The organism is Sphingobacterium sp. UBA5789, assembly GCF_002418355.1.
Taxonomy (GTDB): Bacteria; Bacteroidota; Bacteroidia; order Sphingobacteriales; family Sphingobacteriaceae; genus Sphingobacterium.
Genome location: NZ_DIDX01000004.1, coordinates 104,918 through 129,772 on the forward strand (window position 1 = coordinate 104,918; position 24,855 = coordinate 129,772).

Genomic DNA, 24,855 nt, shown 5'->3' on the forward strand with positions numbered 1-24,855 from the left:
CTGCAGCTAAACCGGCAGCAGCAAAAGCAGCTCCTGCAAAAACCACGGCGGCATCATCTGCAGCTAAACCGGCAGCAGCGAAAGCAACTCCGGCAAAGACTACGGCGGCGTCTTCTGCAGCTAAACCAGCAGCAGCAAAAGCAACTCCGGCAAAGACTACGGCAGCCTCTTCTGCGGCTAAACCAGCAACAGCGCCTGCAGCTTCAAGTACAGCTACTACAGATGCAGATAAAAAGGATGCTTAACCATCCATAAAAATAAGAAAGGGCAGAAATTTATTTCCGCCCTTTCTTATTCTATAGTAAACCTGCCCGTTTTAACAGTGCGTCAGGTGTAGCCTCCTGTCCTCTGAATCGTTTGTAGAGAACCATAGGATGTTCTGTACCTCCTTTAGATAAAATATTATCCTTGAATTTTTTTGCAATTTCTTTATTGAAAATACCATTCTGACTGAAGTAATCAAATGCATCAGCATCCAGTACTTCTGCCCATTTGTAACTGTAGTACCCGGATGAATATCCGCCATTAAAGATATGTGAGAATGCCGGAGTCATCGCATTTTCCTTTACATCCGGATAAAGTTGTGTATCTGAGAATTGCTCGGTTTCGAATGCTTTCAGATCTTTGATCTTTGCCGGATCATGGCCATGCCATCCCATATCCAGCATACCAAAGCTAAGCTGGCGTATCGTGGCCATTCCTTCCAGAAAAGAAGCACTTTCCTTGATTTTTTCTACCAGATCCATCGGGATATCTTCACCGGTCTCGTAATGTCTGGCGAACAGGGCAAGCGCTTCTTTTTCATAGCACCAGTTTTCCATGATCTGACTGGGCAGTTCTACAAAGTCCCAGAAAACAGAAGTTCCTGACAGTGTAGGGTATATGGTGTCTGCCAGCATTCCATGCAAAGCGTGTCCGAATTCATGGAATAAGGTGGTGACTTCATTAAAAGTTAACAGAGAAGGTTTTGTAGCGGTAGGTCTGGTGAAGTTGCAGACAATAGATACGTGTGGACGATGCTGGGTGTCATCTTTTACATACTGAGGTTTGAAAGATGTCATCCATGCTCCGTTACGTTTTCCTTTACGCGGGAAAAAGTCAGCGTAAAAGACAGCAACTAACTTGTCCTCCTTATCCGAGACTTCGAATGTCTGTACTTCTTCATGGTACTTGTCTATATTGTGAACTTCTTTGAAGCGGATATCAAACAATTTTTCTGCAACTTCGAAAGCCCCGTTCAGTACATTCTCCAGTTTAAAGTAAGGTTTTAATTTTTCGTCATCCAGGCTGAATCTTTCCTGTTTTAATTTTTCAGCATAATACGAACCATCCCATTTTTCCAGTTGAGTAATACCGTCTTTTTCTTTTGCGAATGCAGCCAGTTCATCAAATTCTTTCTGAGCGGCCGGCTTAGCCTTACTTAGTAATTCTTTCAGAAAAGCGTCTACTTTTTCAGGACGCTGTGCCATACGTTCTTCCAGTACAAAATCTGCATGTGTCTTGTAACCTAAAAGTTGCGCCCGCTGGAAACGTAAGTTGACGATTTTAAGAACAATCTCTTCATTATTATATTCGTTTTGCTGAAAAGCTTTTCTTCCTGCTGCCACAGCGATCTCTTTGCGTAGCTCACGGTTATCAGCATAGGTGACAAAAGGCAGGTAACTAGGGAAATCCAAAGTAAATATCCATCCCTCTTTATCTTCAGACTGTGCTAATGCTCTTGCCGCTTCAATACTTCCTTCCGGCAGTCCTGCAAGATCGTTTTCATCTGTGATATGAAGCTGGTAAGCATTTGTCTCTGCCAGTACATTCTCACCAAATTTGAGCTTCAATACCGACAGTTCTGTATCTATTTTACGTAAGCGTTCTTTCTGCTCATCATTAAGCAGCGCACCATTTCGGACAAAGTCCTTATAACTTTTTTCCAGCAATGTCTGTTGCTCTGTGGTAAGGTCCAGCTGATCTTTTTGTTCATATACCGCTTTTATACGCTTGAAAAGATCAAAATTCAACGTGATATCGTTACTTAGTTCAGAAAGTTTAGGTGCAATTTCCTGTGCGATCTGCTCCAGTTGATCACTTGTTTCGGCCGAATGCAGATTAAAGAAGATACTGGATATGCGATCCAGTGTCATTCCTGAATAAGCCATGGCGGCTACTGTATTTTCAAATGTGGGGGCTTCCGGATTTTGTGCTATAGCATCTACCTCTTTTCGGGTTGCTTCTATCGCAATGTCAAAAGCTGGAATATAATCATCATTCTTTATCTGGGAAAATGGCGCAGTATTATGTACTGTGTCAAAATAGTTCGTTAAAATACTCATGATGTAAATTTAAGATTATAATAGCAGAGCCAATAATTTTAGAATCCCAAAGTTACAATAATGGCAAAATAATGATAGAAAATGTTGGGAATAGACAGGAGAGAGATAGAGAGAGGAAAAGAAATGTGCGTCTGCAGACGGAATCGTATGAACAGACGCACAAGTTTTTAATATGTCTCGATAGAGAACTAAGAGAAAAAGTTCCGGATCAGCCTTTGCGGATACTGACCGCATTCTTATGAGCGTGAAGACCTTCCAGTTCGGCCAGTATTTCTACAGTAGAGCCGATCTGTAATAGACCTTCTTCCGAGATATGCTGAAACGTGATCTTTTTGACAAAAGAGTCTACTGATACTCCAGAATAAGAGCGGGCATAACCTGAAGTAGGCAAAGTATGGTTTGTTCCCGAAGCATAGTCTCCTGCACTTTCCGGTGTCAGGTGGCCTAAAAATACAGACCCGGCATTAAGAATCTGGTTGGAAATAGATTTCCATTGATCAGATTCTATGATCAGATGTTCGGGAGCGTAGGCATTCGAAAATTTCATACCTTCTGTAAGGTCACTGACCAGGATGGCGTAAGAGTTTTCCAATGCTTTTTGTGCCATCTCTTTACGTGGTAATACCGCCAGTTGTTCGTCCAGATGTTTATTAACGGCATCTATCAGGGTGTCGGAAGTAGCTACCAGTACGGCCTGACTATCCACTCCATGCTCGGCCTGTGCCAGCAAATCTGCGGCTATATATGCCGGATTAGCCGTTTCGTCAGCAAGCACCAATACCTCAGACGGTCCTGCAGGCATATCAATGCTAACATTTGTCATACCCTGCAGCATACTTTTTGCCTTGGTCACAAACTGATTTCCGGGACCAAAGATTTTATCCACTTTTGGAATACTCTCTGTTCCGAAGGCCATTGCTGCCACAGCTTGAGCACCACCGACCAGATATATACGTTTTATATTTAACAGTTTAAGGCAATAGGCCACAAAGCCATTGATCTTGCCACTGGCTTGGGGAGGAGAACAGACCACTATCTCTTTACATCCGGCAATACGCGCCGGTACGCCAAGCATAAGCAGTGTGCTGGGTAATACAGCAGATCCGCCCGGGATATAAAGGCCTACTTTTTCGATAGGGCGGGGCTCACGCCAGCATTTTACACCGGGCATAGTTTCGACTACACGCTCACGCTTTAGCTGATAACTGTGAAATTTGTGTATATTCTGGAAAGCAATTTCCAATGCCCGTTGCTGTTCTCTGTTGATTGTGAAAGCCAGTTCGTCAATATCATCCGCATCCAGATACAGTTTTTCAAGCTTGACTTTGTCAAACTGATGCGCATAATCCAATAATGCACGGTCTCCGTGCCGGCGCACCTCGTCAATGATATGCAGGACAGTATCCTGTATCGCAGATGAGGGGTCTGTATTACGGTCTACCAGATCAGCAATTTCCTGTGCAGATAGCTGACTGTAGTTATACTTTTTCAACATGTTGTTTTCTCTTATTGATTACACCTACAAGATAATCTTTTCGATCGGCATCACTACTATTCCCTGTGCCCCTGCAGATTTCAGTGTATTGATCTTCTCCCAGAAATCATCTTCCGAAATAACCGTATGCACGGCTACCCACCCTTCTTCGGCCAACGGAACGACTGTAGGACTCTTTACACCATGCAGCAGAGAGGTAATCGCCGGTAAATTCTTTTTCTCGACATTGAGAACCACATATTTGGTCTCTTTGGCCAGCAGTACAGATTCTATACGCTGCACCAATTCTGTCAGGATCAGATTATCTTCCAGACCTTTTCTTCCGATAAGGATTGCTTCTGAGCGACGTACATCTGCAAATGGCTTCAGACCGTTGCTTTTCAATGTACCGCCTGTCGATACGATATCACAGATCGCGTCACTCAATCCCAGACCGGGAGAAATCTCTACAGATCCTGATATTAAACGGATATCTGCCGTGATCTGGTATTCATCCAGAAAATTTTTCAGGATAACAGGGTAGGAGGTCGCAATAGCCTTGCCATTCAGGTCTTTCAGATCTTCGATCTTGCTGTCTTTTGGCACCGCTAATTTGAGTGTACACTTTCCGAAACCTAAACGTTTGACATAAGAAACCTGTGCTTCGGATTCATCAATCACATTTTCTCCTACAATGCCCAGATCTGCAATACCCTGCTCCACATATCCGGGGATATCATCATCTCTTAAGAACAGTATTTCAAGAGGAAAGTTGGCAACAGAGGTAATCAGTGAACTTTTGTAGTTTTCGAAATCTAAACCGCAGTTTTTGAGTAATTGGACTGATTTTTCATTTAATCTACCCGATTTCTGGATAGCTATTTTGAGATTTTTCAACGCTTTATAATGTTAGCAGTAAATTATTAATAAATAGGATTCAAACACAAGGGGAAAAATGCTTCACGTAGAAACATATCAATTACATATCGCCGCAGGGGCGATGATGGAAATGAAAATGATGTACGTGAGTATAAATCATGTTTGTATTAATAACGGATCAAAAATAGAGTTTTATTGCTAATTATCAAATAAAAATGTCTGTTTTTTGAAATAAATAAAAAGTTACATAACATCTGATTTTTTTTCACCAGAAGATCCGGAAACAACGACATACCTGCTTTTGCTGATAAATGAAAAAAAAAGTTGGAATCTTTTTAATATATTAATATGTTTGTATGTATGTACATTTAATGTGCGACATTATAAAAACCAATGTTATGAGGATTCCTGTTTACATCAATCGGGGAAATACTACAGTTTTCTGTAAAATAAATCTCATCATCGATTATTTCTGATAGTATCAGATACTGCTCTCTTATGCTCTTTAAAATGTGCTTGAGTGCAGTGTTGAGACCATTTTTTTATCTCCAGAACGAATCAAATAACCATAAACTTATACTTTTCCAATTTAAACTAACTAACCATGAATCAAAACAAAATGTATGGACATTTTATGTCCTGTTTCCGGGCAGTGCTGCTCTTTTTGCTCGCCTGTCCTTATCTTGCATCCGCTCAGAGTGGGCTCGTGATACGAGGGATGGTCTCTGAAAACGGAAATTCGTCTTCTACTTTAACAGGTGTCAGCATCCTGGAGAAAGGGAGCGCCAATGCGACGACTACAGATGATAAAGGACAGTTTCAGATTGAAGTGAAGGATGAAAGAGCGGTACTTATCTTCAGTTTTATCGGTATGAAATCTCAGGAGATCACCATCGGATCGCAAAGAAATCTGCGTATCCTTTTATCCGCATCTGGAGAAGAACTGGAAGAAGTCGTTGTCACGGGGTATGGAACGCAGCGTAAATCTGACCTGACAGGTTCGGTTGCGGTAGTATCTTCCAAAGAACTGCTGAATGTTCCGGTTAATAATGCTTTGCAAGCTTTAAAGGGCAAAGTCGCTGGAGTAAATGTATTTCTCAATTCCGGATCTCCTACCGGAAGTCCCCGTGTACTGATTCGGGGTCTGGGTACGATTAATTCGTCTTCAAGTCCGCTATATGTCATTGACGGAGTGGTCATGGAGAATATGCAGTTTCTAAATCCCAATGATATCGAACGTATGGAAGTCTTGAAGGATGCCTCTTCTACTGCTATTTATGGAGCCAGAGGAGCCAATGGTGTTATTCTGATCAGCACCAGACGTGGCGCGTCTACAGATGGAGTAGTGGTCGGATATGATGGTTTTGTGAGCATAGGGGTATTACCTAAAAAGCTGGAATTGCTGAATGCAAAGGAATTTCTGGAAGTGATAAAAAGGGGTTTTGACAATTACAGCAAATATAATCCTACCGGCACGGCCCCGGTATTTACAACTTCAGATCCCAGACTGTTTGACGCACAGGGCAATCCCTTGTATGACACAGACTGGCAGGATGAAGCTACCCGTACTGCATTGTCCCACAATCATCAGCTATCTGTATTGGGCAAGGGTGAAAAATCCTCGTTCGGAGCTTTTATGAATTATGCCAAGACCGAAGGAATTATGCTTAACAACTGGCTGGAACGGATCAATGGTAAACTGGCTTATGATGCCAAACCTAAAAAATGGCTTTCTATGGGTACAAATGTACTCGTAAACTATACCCGTGGGAATGAGTTTGAAGAAGAGGGAGGTCATCAGATGCCCCGACGTTCTATGCTGGAAATGCCTCCGATATTTCCGGTCAGATTTCCGGACGGAACCTGGGCACACAGTGGTATGATCACAGATGCATATTCATTGGAATCTATTCCGAATCCGGTACATGTATTGACTACGCAGGACCGGTTACGCAAACGCACGCAAATTTTCGGAAATACCTATCTGACTTTTCATATTCTTCCAGGGCTGGATCTGCGCACCCAATTCGGATTTGATAAAAATGATAATCTGATCCAGAATTATGATCCTACAGACCTGATTAATATTTCTGCTCCGCTGGGTTATGCATATATAGAAAATCAACATTCTTTTTACTGGCAGGAAGAGACGTATCTGAATTATAACAAGGATTTTGGGGATCATCGTATCAACGGAGTGATTGGTCTCAGCTGGCAGGAAAGAAGAGCGGAGAATAACTGGATTTCAGCAAAGGGATTTTCCGATAACTTCTTCCGTTACAATAGCATTCAGGCTGCAAGTCAACCAGGTGCTCCAGGGTCATTATATGACAGATGGGCAATGAATTCTTACTTTCTGAGGGGAAGTTACAGCTATAAAAGTAAATATCTTCTCACTTTTACAGGACGTATTGACGGATCATCACGGTTTGGTGAAAACAACAAATACGGTGTATTCCCTTCTGCAGGTATCGGTTGGGTAATTTCAGAAGAACCGTTTCTGAAAGATGTATCTGCCATCAATGAGTTGAAGCTGCGCTCAAGTTATGGGGTCACCGGAAATACGGAAATTCCGACCTATCAGTCATTAGGTACCATATCTTCTGAAACGACTCTGATCAATGGTACACGTGTATCTCAGAGTTATATCAACAGACTTCCGAATCCTAATCTGGAATGGGAGAAATCAAAGCAATTTGATATCGGGATGGATCTGGCTTTGTTTGACAGACGTCTGAAACTGGGGCTGGATTACTACCACAAGCTGACTACAGATTTGTTGCTGGACAGACCTGTGCCTTCGTCTACCGGATTTATGGCTGTACGGGATAATATCGGTTCTGTATCGAACAGAGGGGTAGAGGTATTGGTAAGTGCTGTACCAGTCAAAACTTCCGACTTCAACTGGGAATCTACCTTGAATTTTACATACAATAAAAATCAGATAGAGGCACTCGGAGCGAATAATGAAGATATTTTTCCCGGTCCCAGCTGGGTATCCGGCAGTCAGACTATTTTACGTGTCGGTGAAAGTCTGAGCTCATTCTGGGGATACAGAAGGTTAGGTACCTGGGGTACAGCGGAGGCGGCAGAAGCGGCTAAAGTCGGTGCTATTCCCGGTGAAGCCAAACGCAGTGCAGAACGGACCATTATCGGTAAAGGGTTGCCGGACTGGACCGGAAGCTTTATTAACAATTTCAGATACAAACAACTGGATCTTGGGGTAGATATGCAGTTTGTATATGGAGTGGATATCCTGCAGCAGTTTTTTCATTCTACAGAAGACCGTACAGGCTATTCCAACGGATTTCGCAGAACATTGTACGATAGCTGGACCGAGCAAAATCAAAATACAGTGATCCAGCAGATACGCAACGGTCCATATTCGGGACAAAACAGTGAAGTAGATGATCATTGGGTGGCAAACGGTTCTTTCTTACGTGTAAATGCCATTAGTCTGGGGTATACATTTCACAACGATCAGTTGCAAAAATGGGGTCTTAAGAACTGGAGAGTATATGCAAGTGTGCAAAATGCATTTCTGATTACTTCGGACAGCTTTAAAGGATATGATCCGGAAGCTACTTCATGGGGTGATAATCAATGGGGACAAAACATCTTTTTTCACCAGTATCCAAAACCCCGCACATTTACGATAGGTACAAGCTTTCAGTTTTAGTATCCAAAATTTATGTTAATCTTAATATAACAACTCATGAAACCGACTATAATATTAATAATCATCACACTTGCCATGATGACTTCCTGTAAAAAATTTCTGGAAGAAAACCCAAAGGATGAACTCGCCGGCAACCAGTATTTCACGCAACCTGAGCATGCTACTAACGCTGTAAACGGTTTGTACCGAAATGGAGCTCCACAGCTGTATGATGGTTCGGGTGCTCATTATTCCGGCTCCAAGATGTTCTTCGGACCTTATCTTACCGGATATATAGACAATGATTTCAAGGGGCAGGAAGTACATGTACAGCATGCACAGAACATGACCTTTAATGCCACCAATTTATCCACTTATTTTCACGACATCTGGAGTACCATATACAGGGGTATATCGAGATCAAATAATGCAATCAAATACATCCCGACAACACCGGGTTTATCTGATATTCAGCGAAGTCAATTGCTGGCAGAAGCTTATTTTTTCAGAGCACAGGGCTATTTTCAATTGGTGAGAATGTTTGGTGATGTACCTTTGATAACCGAACCTTATGAGAATCTGGAAAATATCAATGTGAAACGTTCTCCGGTAAAAGATGTTTATGCTTTGATTGTACAGGATCTGACTTTTGCTGTCAATGAGGGAAATCTTGCGGATAAGACCATGTCCGCAAATGCAGGAAGAGTAAGTAAAGGTACGGCTGCAACACTGTTGGCCGATGTCTATCTGACTATGAGCGGATACCCGTTACAGCAGAATGAATATGCTAAAAGTGCGGCAGTAGCACGTTCCATTATCACGAGCGGGATTTATCAGCTTACGGCACATGACCGCAATCCGGATGGCTCTGTCAACCTGAAAAGCACAGCTTATAATAAATTGCGTCTGGTCGATAATGTAAGCAATGAATATATTTATTCCTATGAGTTTACTGTAGGAATTGCGACTTCCACACATGCACATTGGGCTTTTCCAACGACAGCTACTTCTGCTACTGTATTTGCGATTACCAATAATGCTTATGGTCCTTCGTCTAAATTTCTGAAGGGCTATGGCGCTGCAGATGATCTTCGTATACAGGAAAAACAGTTTTTTCATTCTTCACTGGAACGGGCAAACGGAACGATCCTTAATTTTCCGACTGCGCCTTACATGTGGCAGGATGATCAGGCATCATTTGAGACAGCGACCTCAGGCAAAGATTTACCGATATATACCTATCCTGATGTCTTGTTGATGGCGGCAGAGGCGATAGCACTTTCAGAAGGTGTCACAGCAGAAGCGGTGGATTACCTCAGTCAGGTAAGAGCAAGGGCGTACTGGAAGACGGATCCGGCGATTATCCGCCAGCAATTGGGAAGTCTTCCGGCAGATCAGTTTGTCAAGGAAGTCTGGAAAGAGCGGTATCGCGAACTTGTATTTGAAGGAAGACAATGGTTTGATATACAGCGTACAAGAATGTTTCCGGTTCCTGCAGGTACAACTGACGGAAATATTAATTTTGAAGCGGTGATCGGCCATGCAAATGATAAAGGAGCCACTATTCTGGAGAAAAATCTGTTGTTACCTATTCCTACAGATGAGTTACAGCGAAATCCGCTTCTGGAGCAAAATCCGGGATATTAAAGAAGAAAAAATATGTGTATACAGTCTAAAGTGAAAATAATTAAAATAAGTTACCTGTTTTTTTTCCTGTTGGGTGCTGTCTTTCAGGCAAAGGCACAGCCTGGTGGTAAAGTGATCTGGCAGATTGGAAAACAAGATCGTAGTCCGGCAGGAATGGCGCTGGCTCCGGAAGGTTATAAACACTTTATTGAGAAAGATTTTGGATTTGAAGACCGGTCATTTATGATCGGTCATTCAGATAGTCAGACCGAATGGCCTTATGTCTTACCCGGACCGGTCAACAGCTGGGGAGGAACGGGACCAACTGCAGGTATACGTTCCCATTTTCTGAATATTGATTTTGGACTCGGGCATCTGTCTGCACAGGATAAGTTCGGTTTTGAAGTCAATATTTTACAGACTGATCCTAAAGAAGCCCCTTCATTTAAGATCTCTGTCAATGGTAAACCGTACTACTTTCTGCTAAAGAAGGGAAATGGCCACGAAAATCCGGTAGGTCCGTTTGACCGGGCCGAAAACCAAAGCATTCGGATTGAAATCCCTGAGGGACTATTGAAAGACGGCTCAAACCATATCACATTGACTACCCTGCAGGGCGGATGGCTGATATTTGATAATTTATCACTCTATGGTCCGGCACATGTTAATCTCTTAAAGCCTGGTACAGCCTGGTTGAAAACCGTGTCAGCAGCGGATTATGAGACAGAAAAAGGAAATAAAAAATTTCAGGCTCTTTTAGTGGATGTATCATCCCTGAAAGAACATGCGCAACTAGAGGTTATGCTCGATGGAAGCAGCATTCTGAAGCAGCATCTGGATATCGGAAGGTATGTGCTGGAAGCCCCTATGCCGGCAGTGAAAAATTCCAAAACAAGTCGTTACGAAATCTGTGCAGACGGATTGAAAATAGGAGCAGGGACGGTGAAACGGTCGGCACAAAAGCTCGTTAGTCCGGCAGACTATGTCAACACGATGATGGGAGTGGCGCATTCCAGATGGATGATTGCACCGGGACCCTGGATGCCATTCGGGATGGTCAAGCTAAGCCCGGATAATCAGCGTAGCGGATGGCAGGCCGGATATGATCCTACTATAGAATCTATCGGAACATTCAGCCATATCCATGAATGGACGATGACAGGTCTGGGTACTTTTCCGGTATCAGGAAAGCTTAATATTCATATGGGTGATCAGGATAATCCGGATAGAGGATACAGATCACGCATCGATAAGACAACCGAAAAGGCTCCTTTAGGGTATTATCGTGTGGATCTGACGGATTATGATATTACGGCTGAACTGACAGCGGGAACACGAACGAGCTTCCAGAAGTATACGTATCATCGTGCGGATACGGGGCGGATCATGATTGATCTGCAATTGTCTACGGAGTATGATTACAAAATCAAAGCCGTAAAGCTGACCAAAATAAGCGATTACCGGATTGAGGGAGTGAGCAGGCAACTGTCCCAGCATGTATGGTCAGGAGGTATTGACCAGGAGTATAATGTACATTTTGTAATGGAATTTGATCGTCCGATCCGGAATTTCGGATATTGGAAAAACGGGGAGGTGCTGATGCAGCAAACATTGGATGAATCGGAAGTGACCGATGCCGGGATGTATGTCGAGTTTGATACCAAAACAAATAAAACAGTACAATTGCGAACCGGAATCTCTTATGTCAGTATTGCAAATGCAGATTTGAATCTGCAACAGGAGATCAGTAAGCCATTTGGTTGGTCATTCGATAAGGTATATACCCACCACAGGCAGATTTGGAATGAACAATTGGGACGAATTTCTATAAACTCAAATGACCACTTACAGAAAGAGCGTTTTTATACCAATATGTATCGTTCTCTTGCGAGCAGAAATACATTCAGCGATGTAGACGGAAGCTGGGTATCAGCTGATGAGAAGATCCGTAAACTTCCGGGATCTACAGATGTAGCACTCGGATGTGATGCTTTTTGGAATACGTTCTGGAACCTGAACCAGTTTTGGAATCTGGTGACACCGGAATGGTCCAGCAAATGGGTGCGTTCTCAGCTGGCGATGTATGATGCCAATGGCTGGCTGGCTAAAGGTCCTGCCGGTATGGAATATATCCCAGTCATGGTTGCAGAGCATGAAATTCCACTTATGGTAAGTGCCTACCAGATGGGAATCCGGGATTATGATGTGCAGAAATCGTTTGAAGCAATGGTCAAAATGCAGACGACAGCATCTGCTCCTGTAGAAGGCGGTTATGCGGGCAACAGGGATCTGATGACCTATCTGCAACATCAGTACGTACCATATGATCAGGGACGGTTTTCCAATTCACTTGAATATAGCTTTGACGACTGGACTGTTTCGCAGATGGCGAAAGCCTTAAATAAGGAGAGGGAATTCCATCAATTCAGAGCGCGTGGATCCTGGTGGAAAAATGCCATTGATACCGTGACTGGTTACGCACGTATGCGGGATGCAAAAGGAGATTGGTATAAGGAGTTTGATCCGTTCAAATCAGGTGCCAACGAGCATTATGTAGAAGGAAATGCCTGGCAGCTAACTTTTTTTGTGCCACAGGATATCCCCGGATTAGCAAGGCGTATCGGCAAGGATACATTTCTGAAACGGTTGGAGTGGGGATTTGAGGAGAGTTACAAATGGCGCTTCAATGGTCCGAATGATCAATACTGGGATTATCCGGTTGTACAGGGGAATCAGCAATCTATGCATTTTGCATTTCTGTTTAACTGGGGCGGCCGGCCCTGGCTTACTCAAAAATGGAGTCGGGCGATTATGGACCGCTATTACGGACATGGCTTGTCTAATGCGTACCTGGGAGATGAGGATCAGGGACAGATGAGCGCCTGGTTTGTGATGAATGCACTCGGATTGTTTCAGATGGACGGAGGGTCCAGAGTAGATCCGATCTATGAGATAGGAAGTCCGCTATTTGAGAAAGTAACTGTCGACCTGGGTAACCGGTACGGAAGAGGGAAAGAGTTTGTGATCGAAGCCAGAAATACAAGCAAAAAGAATAAGTATATTCAGAAAGCTACATTAAATGGGGTGAAACTTGATAACTGCTGGTTTCCTGCCTCACAAGTTTTGAAAGGTGGTTCACTCATACTTGAAATGGGACCAATACCCAACGAAAACTGGGGAACAGGAGGTATTCCTGTAGCCCAGTAGATACCTGAAAAAAAAGTGCCCGGGACTTAATCCCCGGACACTTGAAATATTTAAATGTATTTATCTTTTAATGTTACATAGCATCCAGTTTTACCGGATGCTGTTTTTTTTGTTACTTCTGTGTCTCTTCCAGTAATACAATGGCATCATATAATACACCCGCTTCTCCGCGAAATGTTCCTGACCCTTTAGGCTTATTGTCTTTGGTGTACCACTCAAAAAAGCCTTTATTGACAATGACCCGATCAAGCATCGGTTTCAACTGTTCGTAGGCTTCCTTTTCAAAGCCGTTTTTGATAAGTTGCTGAATCATTCTTCCGCCAAACCAGGTCCAGTCACCTCCATTCTGATAACCGTAAGGGTACATCCCTTTATTTTTAAATGACCCCTCCGGATAGGTTGGGTAGAGGGTCAGTCCTATGGTCGCCGCTCCTGATGCTTTGACATTAGCAATCATTTTATCAAGAGACGTTTTGATCTGTTCTTTTGATAGTAAATTAGCTTCTATGGCAACAGCTGTTCCTCCGTGATAGTAAATCTGATTTTCATCAAAACTTTTGTCAAACGGAGAGCTGGTCAGGTAAATATGGGGTATAAACTTCTGATTCTTGTCATCCCATAAATGTTTCATTGTATTACCTGCTATCTCCTCCCGTATTGAATTCCATTTCGTAGCGGCTGCAGGCACCATATCCATATAATTGTCCAATGCGATCAGGAACATGGCATTGTCATAGATGTCAATAGCGAGATGAGAATTTTCATCCAGATGTACACCCCAGTCATGTTCCGGTTGTACATCTCCCCAGTCTGCGGTTGTTGCTCCCCAGAGGAGGCCGTACTTTTCATTGTAACGGTGCTTCATCAAAAAATCCATAGCCTGTTCCATACGTTCCTTCACTGTTGCGGTACCCACTTTGGTTTCCAGAAAGCTGGTGTCGTTTGTCGCTTTGATGTACCTGTGGACAGCTTGTATCAGTGATGTTTCCTGATCTGTTTCGACGGTATTCTTATGAGCTGCAAACTGTGGAGCCAACACATTGGTAATGGTATAATAATCTGAGGGCTTGCCTTTCAGGCTTGCTTTTGTGACAAAACCATCCGCAATATTGCCATCTTCCCCCTGTAAGCGGAAGAATGTAAGCAATTGCTCTTTGATTAATTCGTGCGGATGTACTTTTGCAGCAACAGTGATAAATGTGTTGTAATCTCTGATCCATACTTCACTGTATCCGTCTCCGGCATTGAATCCGGACTTAACGATTTCCAGTGCTTTGTCTTTGACGATCTGAAGAGACGAATCCGCTTCCATACGTGTGGACAGTGAAGCTGCGTCTTTCTTTCCGTTAGACGAACCACATGCTGTGAGTAGACCTGCTAAGGCTAATAAGGCTATTCTATTCATTATTTTTTATAGTTTATAAGTGATTGTTTTACATGATTTAACAGGCTTCATCTTTGACGAATGAGACAATTACTTTTGCCTGTTTTTCACCCAGATTACGCAGCTTGTATGAACCGGCAGCAGCAGGTACCGCAAAAGTTTCTACAAAATGGAAGACCTCTTGTTTTCCGTCTGCAGTAGTCAGCTCGATTGCTGATCCTTCTACGAGCATAAGAATATGGCATTGGCCTTTTGTCTCTACAGATACCTGATCCGTAAAGTCGTATCTGCATATCGTGTAGAAATGCTGTTCGTGAGTGGGCAGATCAATATAATTTGTATGGGCATCCAATACCGTCTCCTTTGGTTTGGATATTAATGTATCCTGTACTACACTTCCTTTGCGTGAAAAATCCAGATTTTCAAATGCACGTGCTATATTAAGTGGTCTGGGCTTCCCGTCCAGATCCGGACGTACCCAATCGTACATCTTAAATGTGAAAATATAAGGTGTGGCGCTGATTTCCAGCACCAGATTGTTTTTTCCGGATGCGTGTACCGTACCGTTGGGGATCAGGTAGAGATCATGTTTCTGAGCCGTGAATTTCTGAACATACTTTTCAATTTCAATAGCCGTACTGTTTTTAAAACTTTCTTCCAATGCATTTCGGAAATCATCGGGCTGTATATCGTGTTGAAAGCCCAGATATACCTCTGCATTTTCTTCACAATCCACAATATAATAGGTCTCATCCTGTGTGAAATTCTCTCCAAACTTATCTTTGGCATATTGTGTTCCCGGATGACACTGTATAGAAAGGTTGCCTCCGTCAAATGTGTCAAGAAAATCAAAGCGTATCGGAAATTCATCTCCAAACCGGCTATATGCTTTACCCAGTACCTGTTCGCCGGCAGTATACATCAACTGATCAAAGGAAACTTCCAGAAGATGATCTCCGTCAGCTAGTACCAGTCCGTTTTCCGGAACGATCATCTCAAACGACCAGGCATAATTTTCGACGTTCTGATCCAGTTGTTTCATATGCTTTTTCATCCATTGTCCGCCCCAAACACCCGGCTCAAACCAGGGTCTTACTCTGAAGAAGGAGGCTGACATATCTTTCAATGTATCCAGCAGGTCTTTGCCATACATCCAGGTGATGTGGTTTGTAAGCTGCTGATCAGCCATAATAGTTGTCCGCGGAAGTATGTTTTTCTTATGTTTATTCAATACGACCCAGTCCACAAAATAAAATCGTTTGTAGATCTGTTTCTTGTCTTCCTGAATATCTGCTCCGAGATTGCTGACCAGACCCTGACGCATTCGATGAGAAAGTACATTTTTAGGCAAATCAAAGTAGGCGAGAGGAGCTTTTGTATCGTAACATGCTGCTCCAGTACCGTAAAGTATAGTCAATCCTTCAGCATGTGCAGGTACGAGCATTTTTATTTTTGCCAGATCGTAAAAATCGCTGATGGAAAGATAAGTTCTGTAACCGAACAAAGGGTCGTCACCCCCTAAAAAGGGTTGTACCATATCCTCGATTTCATATGTTTCTTTCAGGGCTGTTTCGAAAGGTATAAAACGGACATTTACCGCACTTTTGCGAAAAGCAGTTTCAAGCCCATCAACAATTTCCTGCCAGTTCACTCCGATATATCCGTCAAGTATATAAAGCGATTCGGCAGACAAAGCTGTGGCCAGTGAATCATATCCGCTGTAGATATGACCTTTGGCTTTATGTGTAGGTAATATAGTATAGTTTACGCTGTTATCTTTTACTTCGATTTCCATGTTATGATATGACTAATGATATGTTATCTTTTTTAATATTACTTTTTGATTTTTGATTTCCAATATGCCTCTATTTCTTCGAGACGTTTTCCTTTGGTTTCAGGCAACAGGTAGTATACTGTAATAAAGGCAATTGCGCAGCAGATGGCAAATACCCGGAATGTCCATGCTGTTCCCCACTGATCGAGCAGGATAGGAGTAAGCTGGCCGATGATGGCATCCGCAACCCACATGACCAGGATGCTGACTGCCATAGCCCGCGCACGGATAGCCGCCGGGAATATCTCCGATGCAACCACAAACTTTAAGGGACCTATAGAAAAGGCAAAAAACAGTAGAAAACAAAGGATGGACACGATGAGCAGATTACCATAGGTATGGATATCCTGACTCAGAAACCAGCCTGTTAACAGTAAGCTGATCGTAGCTCCTAATGTACCGGTGAGATACAGCGGTCTTCTGCCCCAGGTGTCTACTTTCCAGATGGCCACACAGGTAAAGATCACATTCGCCAGTCCGAAAAACACCTGTGCCTGCACAGAACTGTCCAGTGAAAGGCCGGATTGAAGCAGGATACTCGGACCAAAGTAGACGATAGCATTTATACCGCTCAATTGTGAAAATAAAGGAAGTAAAAGTCCCAGTATAAAAGCTCTTCTGTAGATCGGCGAGAAAAGAGATACTTTTTGTCGTTCTTCCTGAGCTACAGGAGTGATGGGGTCGGTTATATTTAATCGGGCAAGTATCTGGTATCCCATATTTTCTTTTCCCTTCAGGATGAGCCATCTTGGACTTTCGGGTACTATAAATAGTCCCAGACATAACAATAAGGCCGGAATTGCACCAAGCAGAAACATCATGCGCCAATGTTCGGAAGCGATACTGATGTCATATTTTAGTACCAGTGCATTACTGACATATGCCGCCAGTATACCTATCGTAATCGCTAACTGATAGATCGTCACTGTACGGCCACGGTACTGACTCGGTGATATTTCAGCAATGTAAAGGGGGACAACTATGGAGGCAATACCCACACCGAGACCACCAACCCATCTGCTGGTCAGCAGAGAGATGAAATCCGGACTGAAAGTACAGCCTATTGCAGAAACCAGGAACAATGTACCCGCAATGACGAGCGTGGATTTTCGGCCTAAGCGGTCACTCCAGCGTCCGGCAAATAGCACACCTATAATACAACCTACTAATGCGGAAGAGACAAACATACCTTCCTGTCCGGGTGTCAGATTGAAATGAGCTTTAATCAGCGGTACTGCACCCGAAATAACAGCCATGTCAAATCCAAAAAGCAGCCCGCCCAAAGAGACCGTTGCAATAATAAGTTTAAAGAGTGTGTTCATAAATTTACATTGGTTATTTTAATATGTACATACATACAAACATATGTGTATTTTTTTAATTCTCCAAATAATGTTACTTTAGCTATTGAAACAGCAAAGCAGAAAATTTTATCCGCGTATTATGAATCTTCAGATAGACCACAAGAGTCCCGTTCCTTTACACATACAGGCCGAAATGTTACTTCGCGAACTTATCAAGGATCCGGAGTATATTGACGGCAAGTTATTACCTAATGAAGTAGAACTGGCGCGTCGTCTTGCTATTTCACGTACGACACTGCGCCTTGCGATCAATAAGCTGGTTTATGAAGAACTATTGGTGCGTAAGAAGGGAGTAGGTACCAAAGTCGTCACATCCAAATTCAGCTCAAAGTCTAAAAACTGGCTGAGCTTTTCTCAGGAGATGAAAAACAGAGGAATAGAAGTCAAAAACTTTGAATTGCATGTAAGCTGGGTAGTCCCTGAGAAAAGTATTATGCATTTCTTTGATATAAAGGAAGATCAGAAGATCCTGAAACTGGAGCGCCTAAGAGGAAAGAAGGACGATCCTTTTGTCTACTTTGTTTCCTATTTTCATCCTCGTGTCGGATTAACCGGTGAGGAGGATTTCAAACGTCCTTTGTATGAGATTCTGGAACAGGATCACCATATTATAGCCGATCTTTCTCAGGAAGAAATTGATGCTAAAGCTGCGAATAAGTTTATAGCAGACAAACTGGAAATCAATCAGGGAGATCCCATTTTATCCCGAAAGCGTTTTGTGTATGATCAGTCCGGACGTCCTATTGAATATAATCTGGGCTATTACAGAGCAGAAAGTTTTACCTATACGGTCGAAAGCCGCAGAGATTATTAAGTCTTTATCCAATCAAAATATAGATTAAGTTCTTGTTCTCGATGTAGATAATATGCATGAAATGCTTTATTTTTATGCAATATCTACCAACCGAATATGAAACAGCTTATAATCGTTATCCTATTTTGTAGTCTTTTCTGCCGGGCGTATGCAGATGCTTTGCAGACCGATACGTTAGCGAAGGATAGTGCTGTGAAGAAGGATTTTGTAAGTCAGATGCAGGACTTTGCAAAACAATCGGCCGCCAGAAGCCGGAAGGATTATGATGCTGATCGTGCTATGGTACGCCAAAATGAGATTCTCGAGCAGATCAAGCGAACTAATCAGCGAGCGCGTGCTTTTCTTAAAAACGGAGTAGACTCCTTACAGATAAATTCGGATCTGGATAATATTATAAAATGGCACGAAATAGCCGGTGATGGAGTTTTTAATCATTTGGGAACGGCACAGACTTCCCGTAACCTGACGACATCCTACAATGTACTTGTCGGACTTTCAAAAGATGTAGCTGTTCAGAAAAACAGAATAGACCGGTACCAGACTCAACTTATACAATTTCGTTTTGCACTGGATTCCTTGTCAAATGATCCTTCCTTATTTCAGTTTCCGACAGATTCGGCAGAACTTGTTAATTATATCCAACAGTTGCGTGCTGTGGCAGTAGAGATATCTCCTGTCACCCAATCCTTAAAGACAGCAATTTATAATATTCAGCATTTACAAACGAAGATTAATCTGGAACTGTTTCGGCTGAATGCACATATGGAAGAGATTAACTTTTATCAGAAAGAGATCTCTGAGCGGATTTTTAATAAGGAGTTTGTAAATATATGGGAGCCTAACACTTTTGACCGTCCATTTTCTGAGCTTCTCTATTATTCTGTGCATAAGGCTTACTTAGTAATGGTGTTTTATTTCAAAGCACATTGGGGTAAATTGCTTTTTCTTATTTTCCTGATATTATGCTCCGCTTATTACCTTACTTCTTTGAAAAAGGTATTCTTAAGTCAACAGGAAAAAGCAGAGAAGAAAGCAGAAGGACTAGTAATCCGTCATCCGGTTTGTTCAGCGATTATTATTGTTTGCAGTATTTTTCAGTTTATATTTCCGGCTCCGCCCTTTATTTTCAGTGCGCTGCTGTGGATACTCTCCGGTATATTACTTTCCGTTATCTTTCGTACATATATAAGTGCTTACTGGATGAAGATATGGCTGGCTCTCTTCGTATTCTTTGTGCTGGCGTGTACGGATAATATGATTCTGCAAGCCTCCAGACCGGAACGATGGTTTATCCTGATTATTTCTGCATGGAGTTTCGGTGTCGGACTGTATGCCTTGATCAATAGAAAGCAACACGAAGAGTTGCGGGAACGATGGATATTGTATCCCATAGGGCTTATGACAGCATTTACACTGACAGCATGTTTCAGTGTTGTTTTTGGCCAGTACAATCTGGCTAAAGTGCTGATGGTATCGGGACTGTTAAGTGTGATCATCACAATTCTGTTTTTGTGGGTCGTGCGGTTAATTAATGAAGGCCTGCAGTATGCCTCTCTGGTTTATACACATCAGGAGCAACGATTGTTTTATCTGAACTATAACCGGGTAGGGACACAGGCACCAGCATTTTTTTACATCTTCCTTGTGATTGGCTGGTTTGTGTTGTTTGGTCGTAACTTCTACGAGTTCAGGCAGATATCCGAGCCGCTAAAGAACTTTTTCGAACAGGAACATACCTTAGGAAGCTATACTTTTTCGATCAATAATCTGTTGACTTTTATTGTTATTATGATCGTCACTACAGTCGTTTCAAAAGTTGTTTCATATTTCGCATCTGATCAGCAATGGAACAGCAAGGAAGGGCAACGTAAGCAAAAATTGAAAGTAGGTAGCTGGCTGTTGCTAATCCGGATTACGATTATTGTACTTGGACTTTTTCTTGCCTTTGCTGCAGCAGGTATCGCGATGGATAAGATTACGCTGATCCTGGGAGCATTAGGCGTAGGAGTTGGATTTGGTTTGCAGACGCTGGTTAATAATCTGGTGAGCGGATTGATCATTGCTTTTGAAAAACCGGTCAATGTGGGAGATGTAATCGAGGTCGGCGGACAAGGCGGGACAGTCAAGTCTATTGGTTTCAGAAGCAGTGTTATTTCAACTGTTGACGGGGCTGATCTTGTTTTACCCAACGGGGATTTGCTCAATTCTCATGTCATCAACTGGACATTGGGTGGCTATAAAAAGCGCATGCACATCGTATTGCGGGTCGCTTATGACAGCGATCTTCAACATATCCGGGACTTACTGTTACTTGTGATTGGCAAACAGGCAAGTATTCTGACGTCTCCTTTGCCTGTCGTACAGTACAATCAGTTTGCTGATAGCGCTATAGATATGGATATATATTTCTGGGTACGAAGCCTGAGAGATGCTTCGCAGATCCGTAGTGACCTTATGCAGGCCATACATCAGCTCTTTCAGCAAGAAGGTATCGTTATTCCATTTCCTCAACAGGATCTTCATATTACTTCCGCATCTGAGAAAGAGGAGGATCCAAAAGACTAAAAATAAAATTATTTTGCAGGGATAAAATTTTTTATTTAACATTGAGTTTAAGTAATGCTAAACTACAGCGCTTATTTTTGCCGGAATATATGCCTTTCGTTTTTGTATTTTTTAATATTTATAAACAACTGGTGTAGTTTGTAGTATGTTGCATCATTAAAAACGAATAATCAATTCTAAAATAATAATTTTCAGCAAACTGCTGCACATGCAAAGTTTGCCCCTATGTCATCATGAGAAAAATATTACTTATCAGTGCATTTTTAACTGCTCAACTGGTACATGCACAGTATCGCGGACAGGTTTACATCGATCTTAATGATAATAAGAAACCGGATCTGAATGAAAAAGGAGTAGGAGATATCCTCGTATCAGACGGATATGATATTGTCAAAACGGATGCGAATGGCAAATTTGATATTAAACCTCATGAAAAAGCCCGTTTTCTTTTCATTACTGTTCCATCGGGTTATAAGGCCGGGAAAACACATTATATTAAACTTTCCAAAGCGGATGAAACATATGACTTCAGCTTGGTAAAGGATGAAAATCAATCGGCTGATAAATTACGTTTTATTCAGATTACCGATACTGAAACACCCCTCTACGGGCAATGGATAGATAATGTCCGTAATTACGCACGTGAGCAGGGGGCTTCATTAATTATGCATACCGGCGATATCTGTTACGAACCGGGTATGCAGTTTCATGCCCGTCAGGTCAATTCAGAACTGATGCGCAGACCTACCTATTACGCTGTTGGTAATCATGATCTCGTAAAAGGGGAATACGGTGAAAAACTATTTGAGGATCTGTTTGGTCCTACCTATTATTCATTTGATGCCGGTCCTGCTCATTTTGTGGTAACACCTATGGCCGGTGGCGACTATGCACCAAGCTATACACAGGATCAGGTGATCGCCTGGCTGAAAAAGGATCTGGCTGCAAAGGATAAGAATAAGCCTTTGATCTTTATCAATCATGACTTTGCAGTAGGGAAGGATTTTGTGATGAAAGGTAAGACAGAGCAGATTGACCTCAAACAGTATAATCTGAAAGCCTGGCTGTTTGGGCACTGGCATAATAATTTTGTACAACGCGTAGGCGAAGGCAATGTGTATGTGATCTCTACCGGAGCTCCGAATAAAGGAGGCATCGATAATTCAGCTGGTCAGTTTATGGCTATTGACATCGATAGAAACGGAGTTACTCATGTGCAGCCTGTATATGCTAATCTGAGAGGGCATGTGGCTGTAGTAAGTCCTGCTGCGGCTGGTATGAATACCGTGAATGGTAATAAACTGGAGTTAAATGTCAATATCTATGATAGTGAAAGAGCTGTAACCGGAGTCCATACGTATATCTATGACCCGTATGGAAAACAGATCGCTAAAGAATCACTGGAACAACGGAGTGATTGGAACTGGAGAGGGCAGGGGGCATTAGGCAAAGTAGCTTATGGCGTAAATTATGAAATGCTTACTGAAGTGGTATATACTAACGGCGAGCGCGAATTAAAGAAACAACCTTTCACCTTAGCCAGGAATGTTGCTGATCAGCCTCTGCAGCTGATATGGAGTGCCAACATCGGAGCGAGTGTATGGAAAGCAAGTCCGCTTGTTGTGGATGATCTGGTACTTGCTGCGACTATTGATGACGGAATGACCGACAAAAGCAAGATCGTTGCTCTGGATAAAAAAACTGGAAAAGAGATCTGGTCTTATCGTACAAAAAGCTCTGTTAAGAATAAGTTGAACGTGGCTGAAGGGCTGGTGTTAGCTGCGGATGGTGCCGGCAATGTATATGCGCTGGATGTCAAAACTGGAAAACCCAAATGGACAAAGGATCTTAGCGGCGGAACGCTGCCGGTGTATGTAACAGGAGGGGTAATAGATAAAGGTATTTACTATACCGGTTATGGTAAATACCTGTCGGCCTTAAATGTCAAAACAGGAGATGTAATCTGGCAGAATAAGGATTGGAATAGCGGTGAAGGGATGCCCGGATCTATGCTGATTGCAAAAGATGTACTGCTTACAGGCAGCAACTGGAATAGCTTATTTGCACATAATCTTGCATCCGGTAAATTGTTGTGGAAGAGAAATGATGACGGACTTCGTTTCAGAAGCGGCGGTGTGAGTTTTGATGGTGAATATGTATACACCACGGGACTTAACGGTTTGTTTGTACTGGATCTGAAAAGCGGAGAGACCATTAGAAAGAAAATTTTTGAGGATGAATTTAAGGTAATGGCATCGCCTCTGCTTTTAAACGGTGAACTGATCATGCCTACATCTGTAAGTGGTGTGAAAAGTTACGACCTCAAGACGTTGGAAGAAAAATGGCAGTTTAATACCGGAGAAGCACTGGTATATACTTCAGCCTATACCAGTCCGGATCAGCATAAACCTGTTCGTACAGTAGAAAGCAGTGTCATTGCTGTAGGAAACAATCTGTACTTCGGAGCTTCAGACGGACAGTTTTATGTGCTTGATCAGACGGGTAAACTCGTACAGGCTATTACATTGGGAGCGCCTGTATTTGCCGAGGCAACTCTTGCAGATCATTATATGTATGTAGCGGATTTTTCAGGTAATGTACATTGTTTTAAGATGAAATAGCAGCTATAAACTTTAGACGGTTTTCAAAGTACTGATCGTACTGAAAAGCTGATTTCCTAAAAACGAAAACGCCCCTGAACAGATTTCAGGGGCGTTGTCATTTAGTATTTAAGTACTCTGGAATCGATTTTCGAACTGATGGGATAGACATCTTTGTAAATATCAATCCCTGTCTGTTCCAGCGGTATGCCGGCCATGCTGGTTTTTTTGCCTTTGATCGAGATTTTATTCTTGTTATTAATATCGATCATGGCCCAGATCGGCTCCTCATAGACCAGTGTGTACTGCAGGATCCGGTGTTTTTTATAAAAGTCTTCTGAAAATGCGCGGCTTTTGAATTCTTCTCCGGCCCAGTAGTAAGATGCACTGTTGATCTGTACATAATGTATTCCGTTTATTTCATTATGATAATTCATATGATGATGTCCTGTCAATACGAGGATGACCTTTTTGAACCCGGCCTTTTCGTTTATCTGCTCTAACAGATAACGAACCTCCATTCCGTTATCAAGTCCTCCTAAGGTATTCTCCAGACCCTGGTGACAGAATATTATGGTCCTTAAGGAAGTCTTTTTCAAATCTTCTTTAAGCCATTCCAGTTGCTTCTTTGCTATTGTACGCGGATAACCCGGTATCTCGGTTGTTTCACTTTTCTCGTTACCGTCAAGGACCACAAAATGAAAACCATTCTTATCAAACGAATAGTATGGACGATCCAAAGACCAGAACGCTAAGGTCTGTTCTTTGGTATATCCTCCGTCGGTATCATGATTACCCAACACATGGTATTTATCTCCCTTAAAGCTGTTCCATATATCCATCAAAGGTTTATTCTGCGGTTTAGGCATACAGAAATCCCCCAATTGGATAATGAAATCCGGTTTCTCCTGTTTCATCGCTGCAATAAATGCAGCCGCCCGTTTCTCACTGTCATGCATCAGGTCATAATGCAGGTCCGTGATTACACCGAACTTTATGCTTTGACTGGCTTTATCTGTACCTGCTTTGGCAGAGGCAAAAGCCGGATTTATCAGCAGACCGGTGATCCCGAGTCCTCCGATTTTTAAAAATGATTTTCTGTCTATCATAACTGGTTTTATTGTTA

The 24,855-nt window shown here is 42.5% G+C and carries 14 protein-coding genes; 7 read left to right on the plus strand and 7 right to left on the minus strand.

The features are described from left to right. Positions 1 to 245: hypothetical protein (locus B4B65_RS09845; protein WP_293915490.1), on the plus strand; the 245-nt coding region annotated here is incomplete at its 5' end. Positions 246 to 296: 51 nt separating this feature from the next. On the opposite strand, the gene B4B65_RS09850 is transcribed toward B4B65_RS09845, so the two are convergent. From B4B65_RS09850 to hisG, 3 genes are all read right to left on the minus strand, one after another. Then, positions 297 to 2,324, minus strand: coding sequence for a M3 family metallopeptidase (locus tag B4B65_RS09850; RefSeq protein ID WP_293915491.1), 2,028 nt, complete (start codon positions 2,322 to 2,324; stop codon positions 297 to 299). 208 nt (positions 2,325 to 2,532) lie between these two features. Next, positions 2,533 to 3,819 carry a histidinol dehydrogenase gene (gene hisD, locus B4B65_RS09855; protein WP_293915492.1) on the minus strand — a complete coding sequence of 429 codons (1,287 nt, stop codon included), beginning with the start codon at positions 3,817 to 3,819 and terminating at the stop codon, positions 2,533 to 2,535. 24 nt (positions 3,820 to 3,843) lie between these two features. After that, positions 3,844 to 4,695: an ATP phosphoribosyltransferase gene (hisG, locus tag B4B65_RS09860; RefSeq protein WP_002996247.1), complete on the minus strand. Its 852-nt coding sequence runs from the start codon at positions 4,693 to 4,695 to the stop codon at positions 3,844 to 3,846. Between the two features lie 586 nt (positions 4,696 to 5,281). Between hisG and B4B65_RS09865 the strand changes: the two genes are divergently transcribed. From B4B65_RS09865 to B4B65_RS09875, 3 genes are read left to right on the plus strand one after another with little or no spacing between them, the layout of a single operon-like run. Next, positions 5,282 to 8,356, plus strand: coding sequence for a SusC/RagA family TonB-linked outer membrane protein (locus B4B65_RS09865; protein WP_293915493.1), 3,075 nt, complete (start codon positions 5,282 to 5,284; stop codon positions 8,354 to 8,356). Positions 8,357 to 8,392: 36 nt separating this feature from the next. Then, positions 8,393 to 9,982, plus strand: coding sequence for a RagB/SusD family nutrient uptake outer membrane protein (locus B4B65_RS09870; RefSeq protein ID WP_293915494.1), 1,590 nt, complete (start codon positions 8,393 to 8,395; stop codon positions 9,980 to 9,982). Positions 9,983 to 10,012: 30 nt separating this feature from the next. Next, the gene (locus tag B4B65_RS09875) at positions 10,013 to 13,168 is read left to right on the plus strand and encodes a GH92 family glycosyl hydrolase (protein ID WP_293915495.1); all 3,156 of its coding nucleotides are present in this window, start codon (positions 10,013 to 10,015) and stop codon (positions 13,166 to 13,168) included. A gap of 112 nt (positions 13,169 to 13,280) precedes the next feature. Here B4B65_RS09875 and B4B65_RS09880 read toward each other — a convergent pair whose 3' ends face one another. From B4B65_RS09880 to B4B65_RS09890, 3 genes are read right to left on the minus strand one after another with little or no spacing between them, the layout of a single operon-like run. Next, positions 13,281 to 14,573 carry an amylo-alpha-1,6-glucosidase gene (locus tag B4B65_RS09880; RefSeq protein ID WP_293915496.1) on the minus strand — a complete coding sequence of 431 codons (1,293 nt, stop codon included), beginning with the start codon at positions 14,571 to 14,573 and terminating at the stop codon, positions 13,281 to 13,283. A 37-nt stretch (positions 14,574 to 14,610) separates the two neighbouring features. After that, complete coding sequence (locus B4B65_RS09885; protein ID WP_293915497.1) at positions 14,611 to 16,347, minus strand: class I mannose-6-phosphate isomerase; 1,737 nt, start codon at positions 16,345 to 16,347, stop codon at positions 14,611 to 14,613. Positions 16,348 to 16,385: 38 nt separating this feature from the next. Continuing rightward, positions 16,386 to 17,708: a sugar porter family MFS transporter gene (locus tag B4B65_RS09890; RefSeq protein ID WP_293915498.1), complete on the minus strand. Its 1,323-nt coding sequence runs from the start codon at positions 17,706 to 17,708 to the stop codon at positions 16,386 to 16,388. A gap of 121 nt (positions 17,709 to 17,829) precedes the next feature. Between B4B65_RS09890 and B4B65_RS09895 the strand changes: the two genes are divergently transcribed. From B4B65_RS09895 to B4B65_RS09905, 3 genes are all read left to right on the plus strand, one after another. Then, complete coding sequence (locus tag B4B65_RS09895; RefSeq protein ID WP_201678900.1) at positions 17,830 to 18,564, plus strand: GntR family transcriptional regulator; 735 nt, start codon at positions 17,830 to 17,832, stop codon at positions 18,562 to 18,564. 96 nt (positions 18,565 to 18,660) lie between these two features. Then, positions 18,661 to 21,129, plus strand: a complete 2,469-nt coding sequence (locus tag B4B65_RS09900) for a mechanosensitive ion channel family protein (protein WP_293915499.1) — start codon at positions 18,661 to 18,663, stop codon at positions 21,127 to 21,129. Between the two features lie 233 nt (positions 21,130 to 21,362). Next, on the plus strand, positions 21,363 to 23,750 hold the full coding sequence (locus B4B65_RS09905) for a PQQ-binding-like beta-propeller repeat protein (protein WP_293915500.1): 2,388 nt from the start codon (positions 21,363 to 21,365) through the stop codon (positions 23,748 to 23,750). Positions 23,751 to 23,851: 101 nt separating this feature from the next. On the opposite strand, the gene B4B65_RS09910 is transcribed toward B4B65_RS09905, so the two are convergent. Beyond that, positions 23,852 to 24,838 (minus strand): metallophosphoesterase family protein, encoded by a 987-nt coding sequence (locus tag B4B65_RS09910; protein WP_293915501.1) that lies wholly within the window; start codon positions 24,836 to 24,838, stop codon positions 23,852 to 23,854. Between the last annotated feature and the right edge of the window lie 17 nt (positions 24,839 to 24,855).

Excerpts from the sequence above, each read along its gene's own strand:
- B4B65_RS09850 (WP_293915491.1), bottom strand. The coding sequence starts at position 2,324 with ATGAGTATTTTAACGAACTATTTTGACACAGTACATAATACTGCGCCA.
- hisD (WP_293915492.1), bottom strand. The coding sequence starts at position 3,819 with ATGTTGAAAAAGTATAACTACAGTCAGCTATCTGCACAGGAAATTGCT.
- B4B65_RS09865 (WP_293915493.1), top strand. The coding sequence starts at position 5,282 with ATGAATCAAAACAAAATGTATGGACATTTTATGTCCTGTTTCCGGGCA.
- B4B65_RS09870 (WP_293915494.1), top strand. The coding sequence starts at position 8,393 with ATGAAACCGACTATAATATTAATAATCATCACACTTGCCATGATGACT.
- B4B65_RS09880 (WP_293915496.1), bottom strand. The coding sequence starts at position 14,573 with ATGAATAGAATAGCCTTATTAGCCTTAGCAGGTCTACTCACAGCATGT.
- B4B65_RS09885 (WP_293915497.1), bottom strand. The coding sequence starts at position 16,347 with ATGGAAATCGAAGTAAAAGATAACAGCGTAAACTATACTATATTACCT.
- B4B65_RS09890 (WP_293915498.1), bottom strand. The coding sequence starts at position 17,708 with ATGAACACACTCTTTAAACTTATTATTGCAACGGTCTCTTTGGGCGGG.
- B4B65_RS09895 (WP_201678900.1), top strand. The coding sequence starts at position 17,830 with ATGAATCTTCAGATAGACCACAAGAGTCCCGTTCCTTTACACATACAG.
- B4B65_RS09900 (WP_293915499.1), top strand. The coding sequence starts at position 18,661 with ATGAAACAGCTTATAATCGTTATCCTATTTTGTAGTCTTTTCTGCCGG.
- B4B65_RS09905 (WP_293915500.1), top strand. The coding sequence starts at position 21,363 with ATGAGAAAAATATTACTTATCAGTGCATTTTTAACTGCTCAACTGGTA.
- B4B65_RS09910 (WP_293915501.1), bottom strand. The coding sequence starts at position 24,838 with ATGATAGACAGAAAATCATTTTTAAAAATCGGAGGACTCGGGATCACC.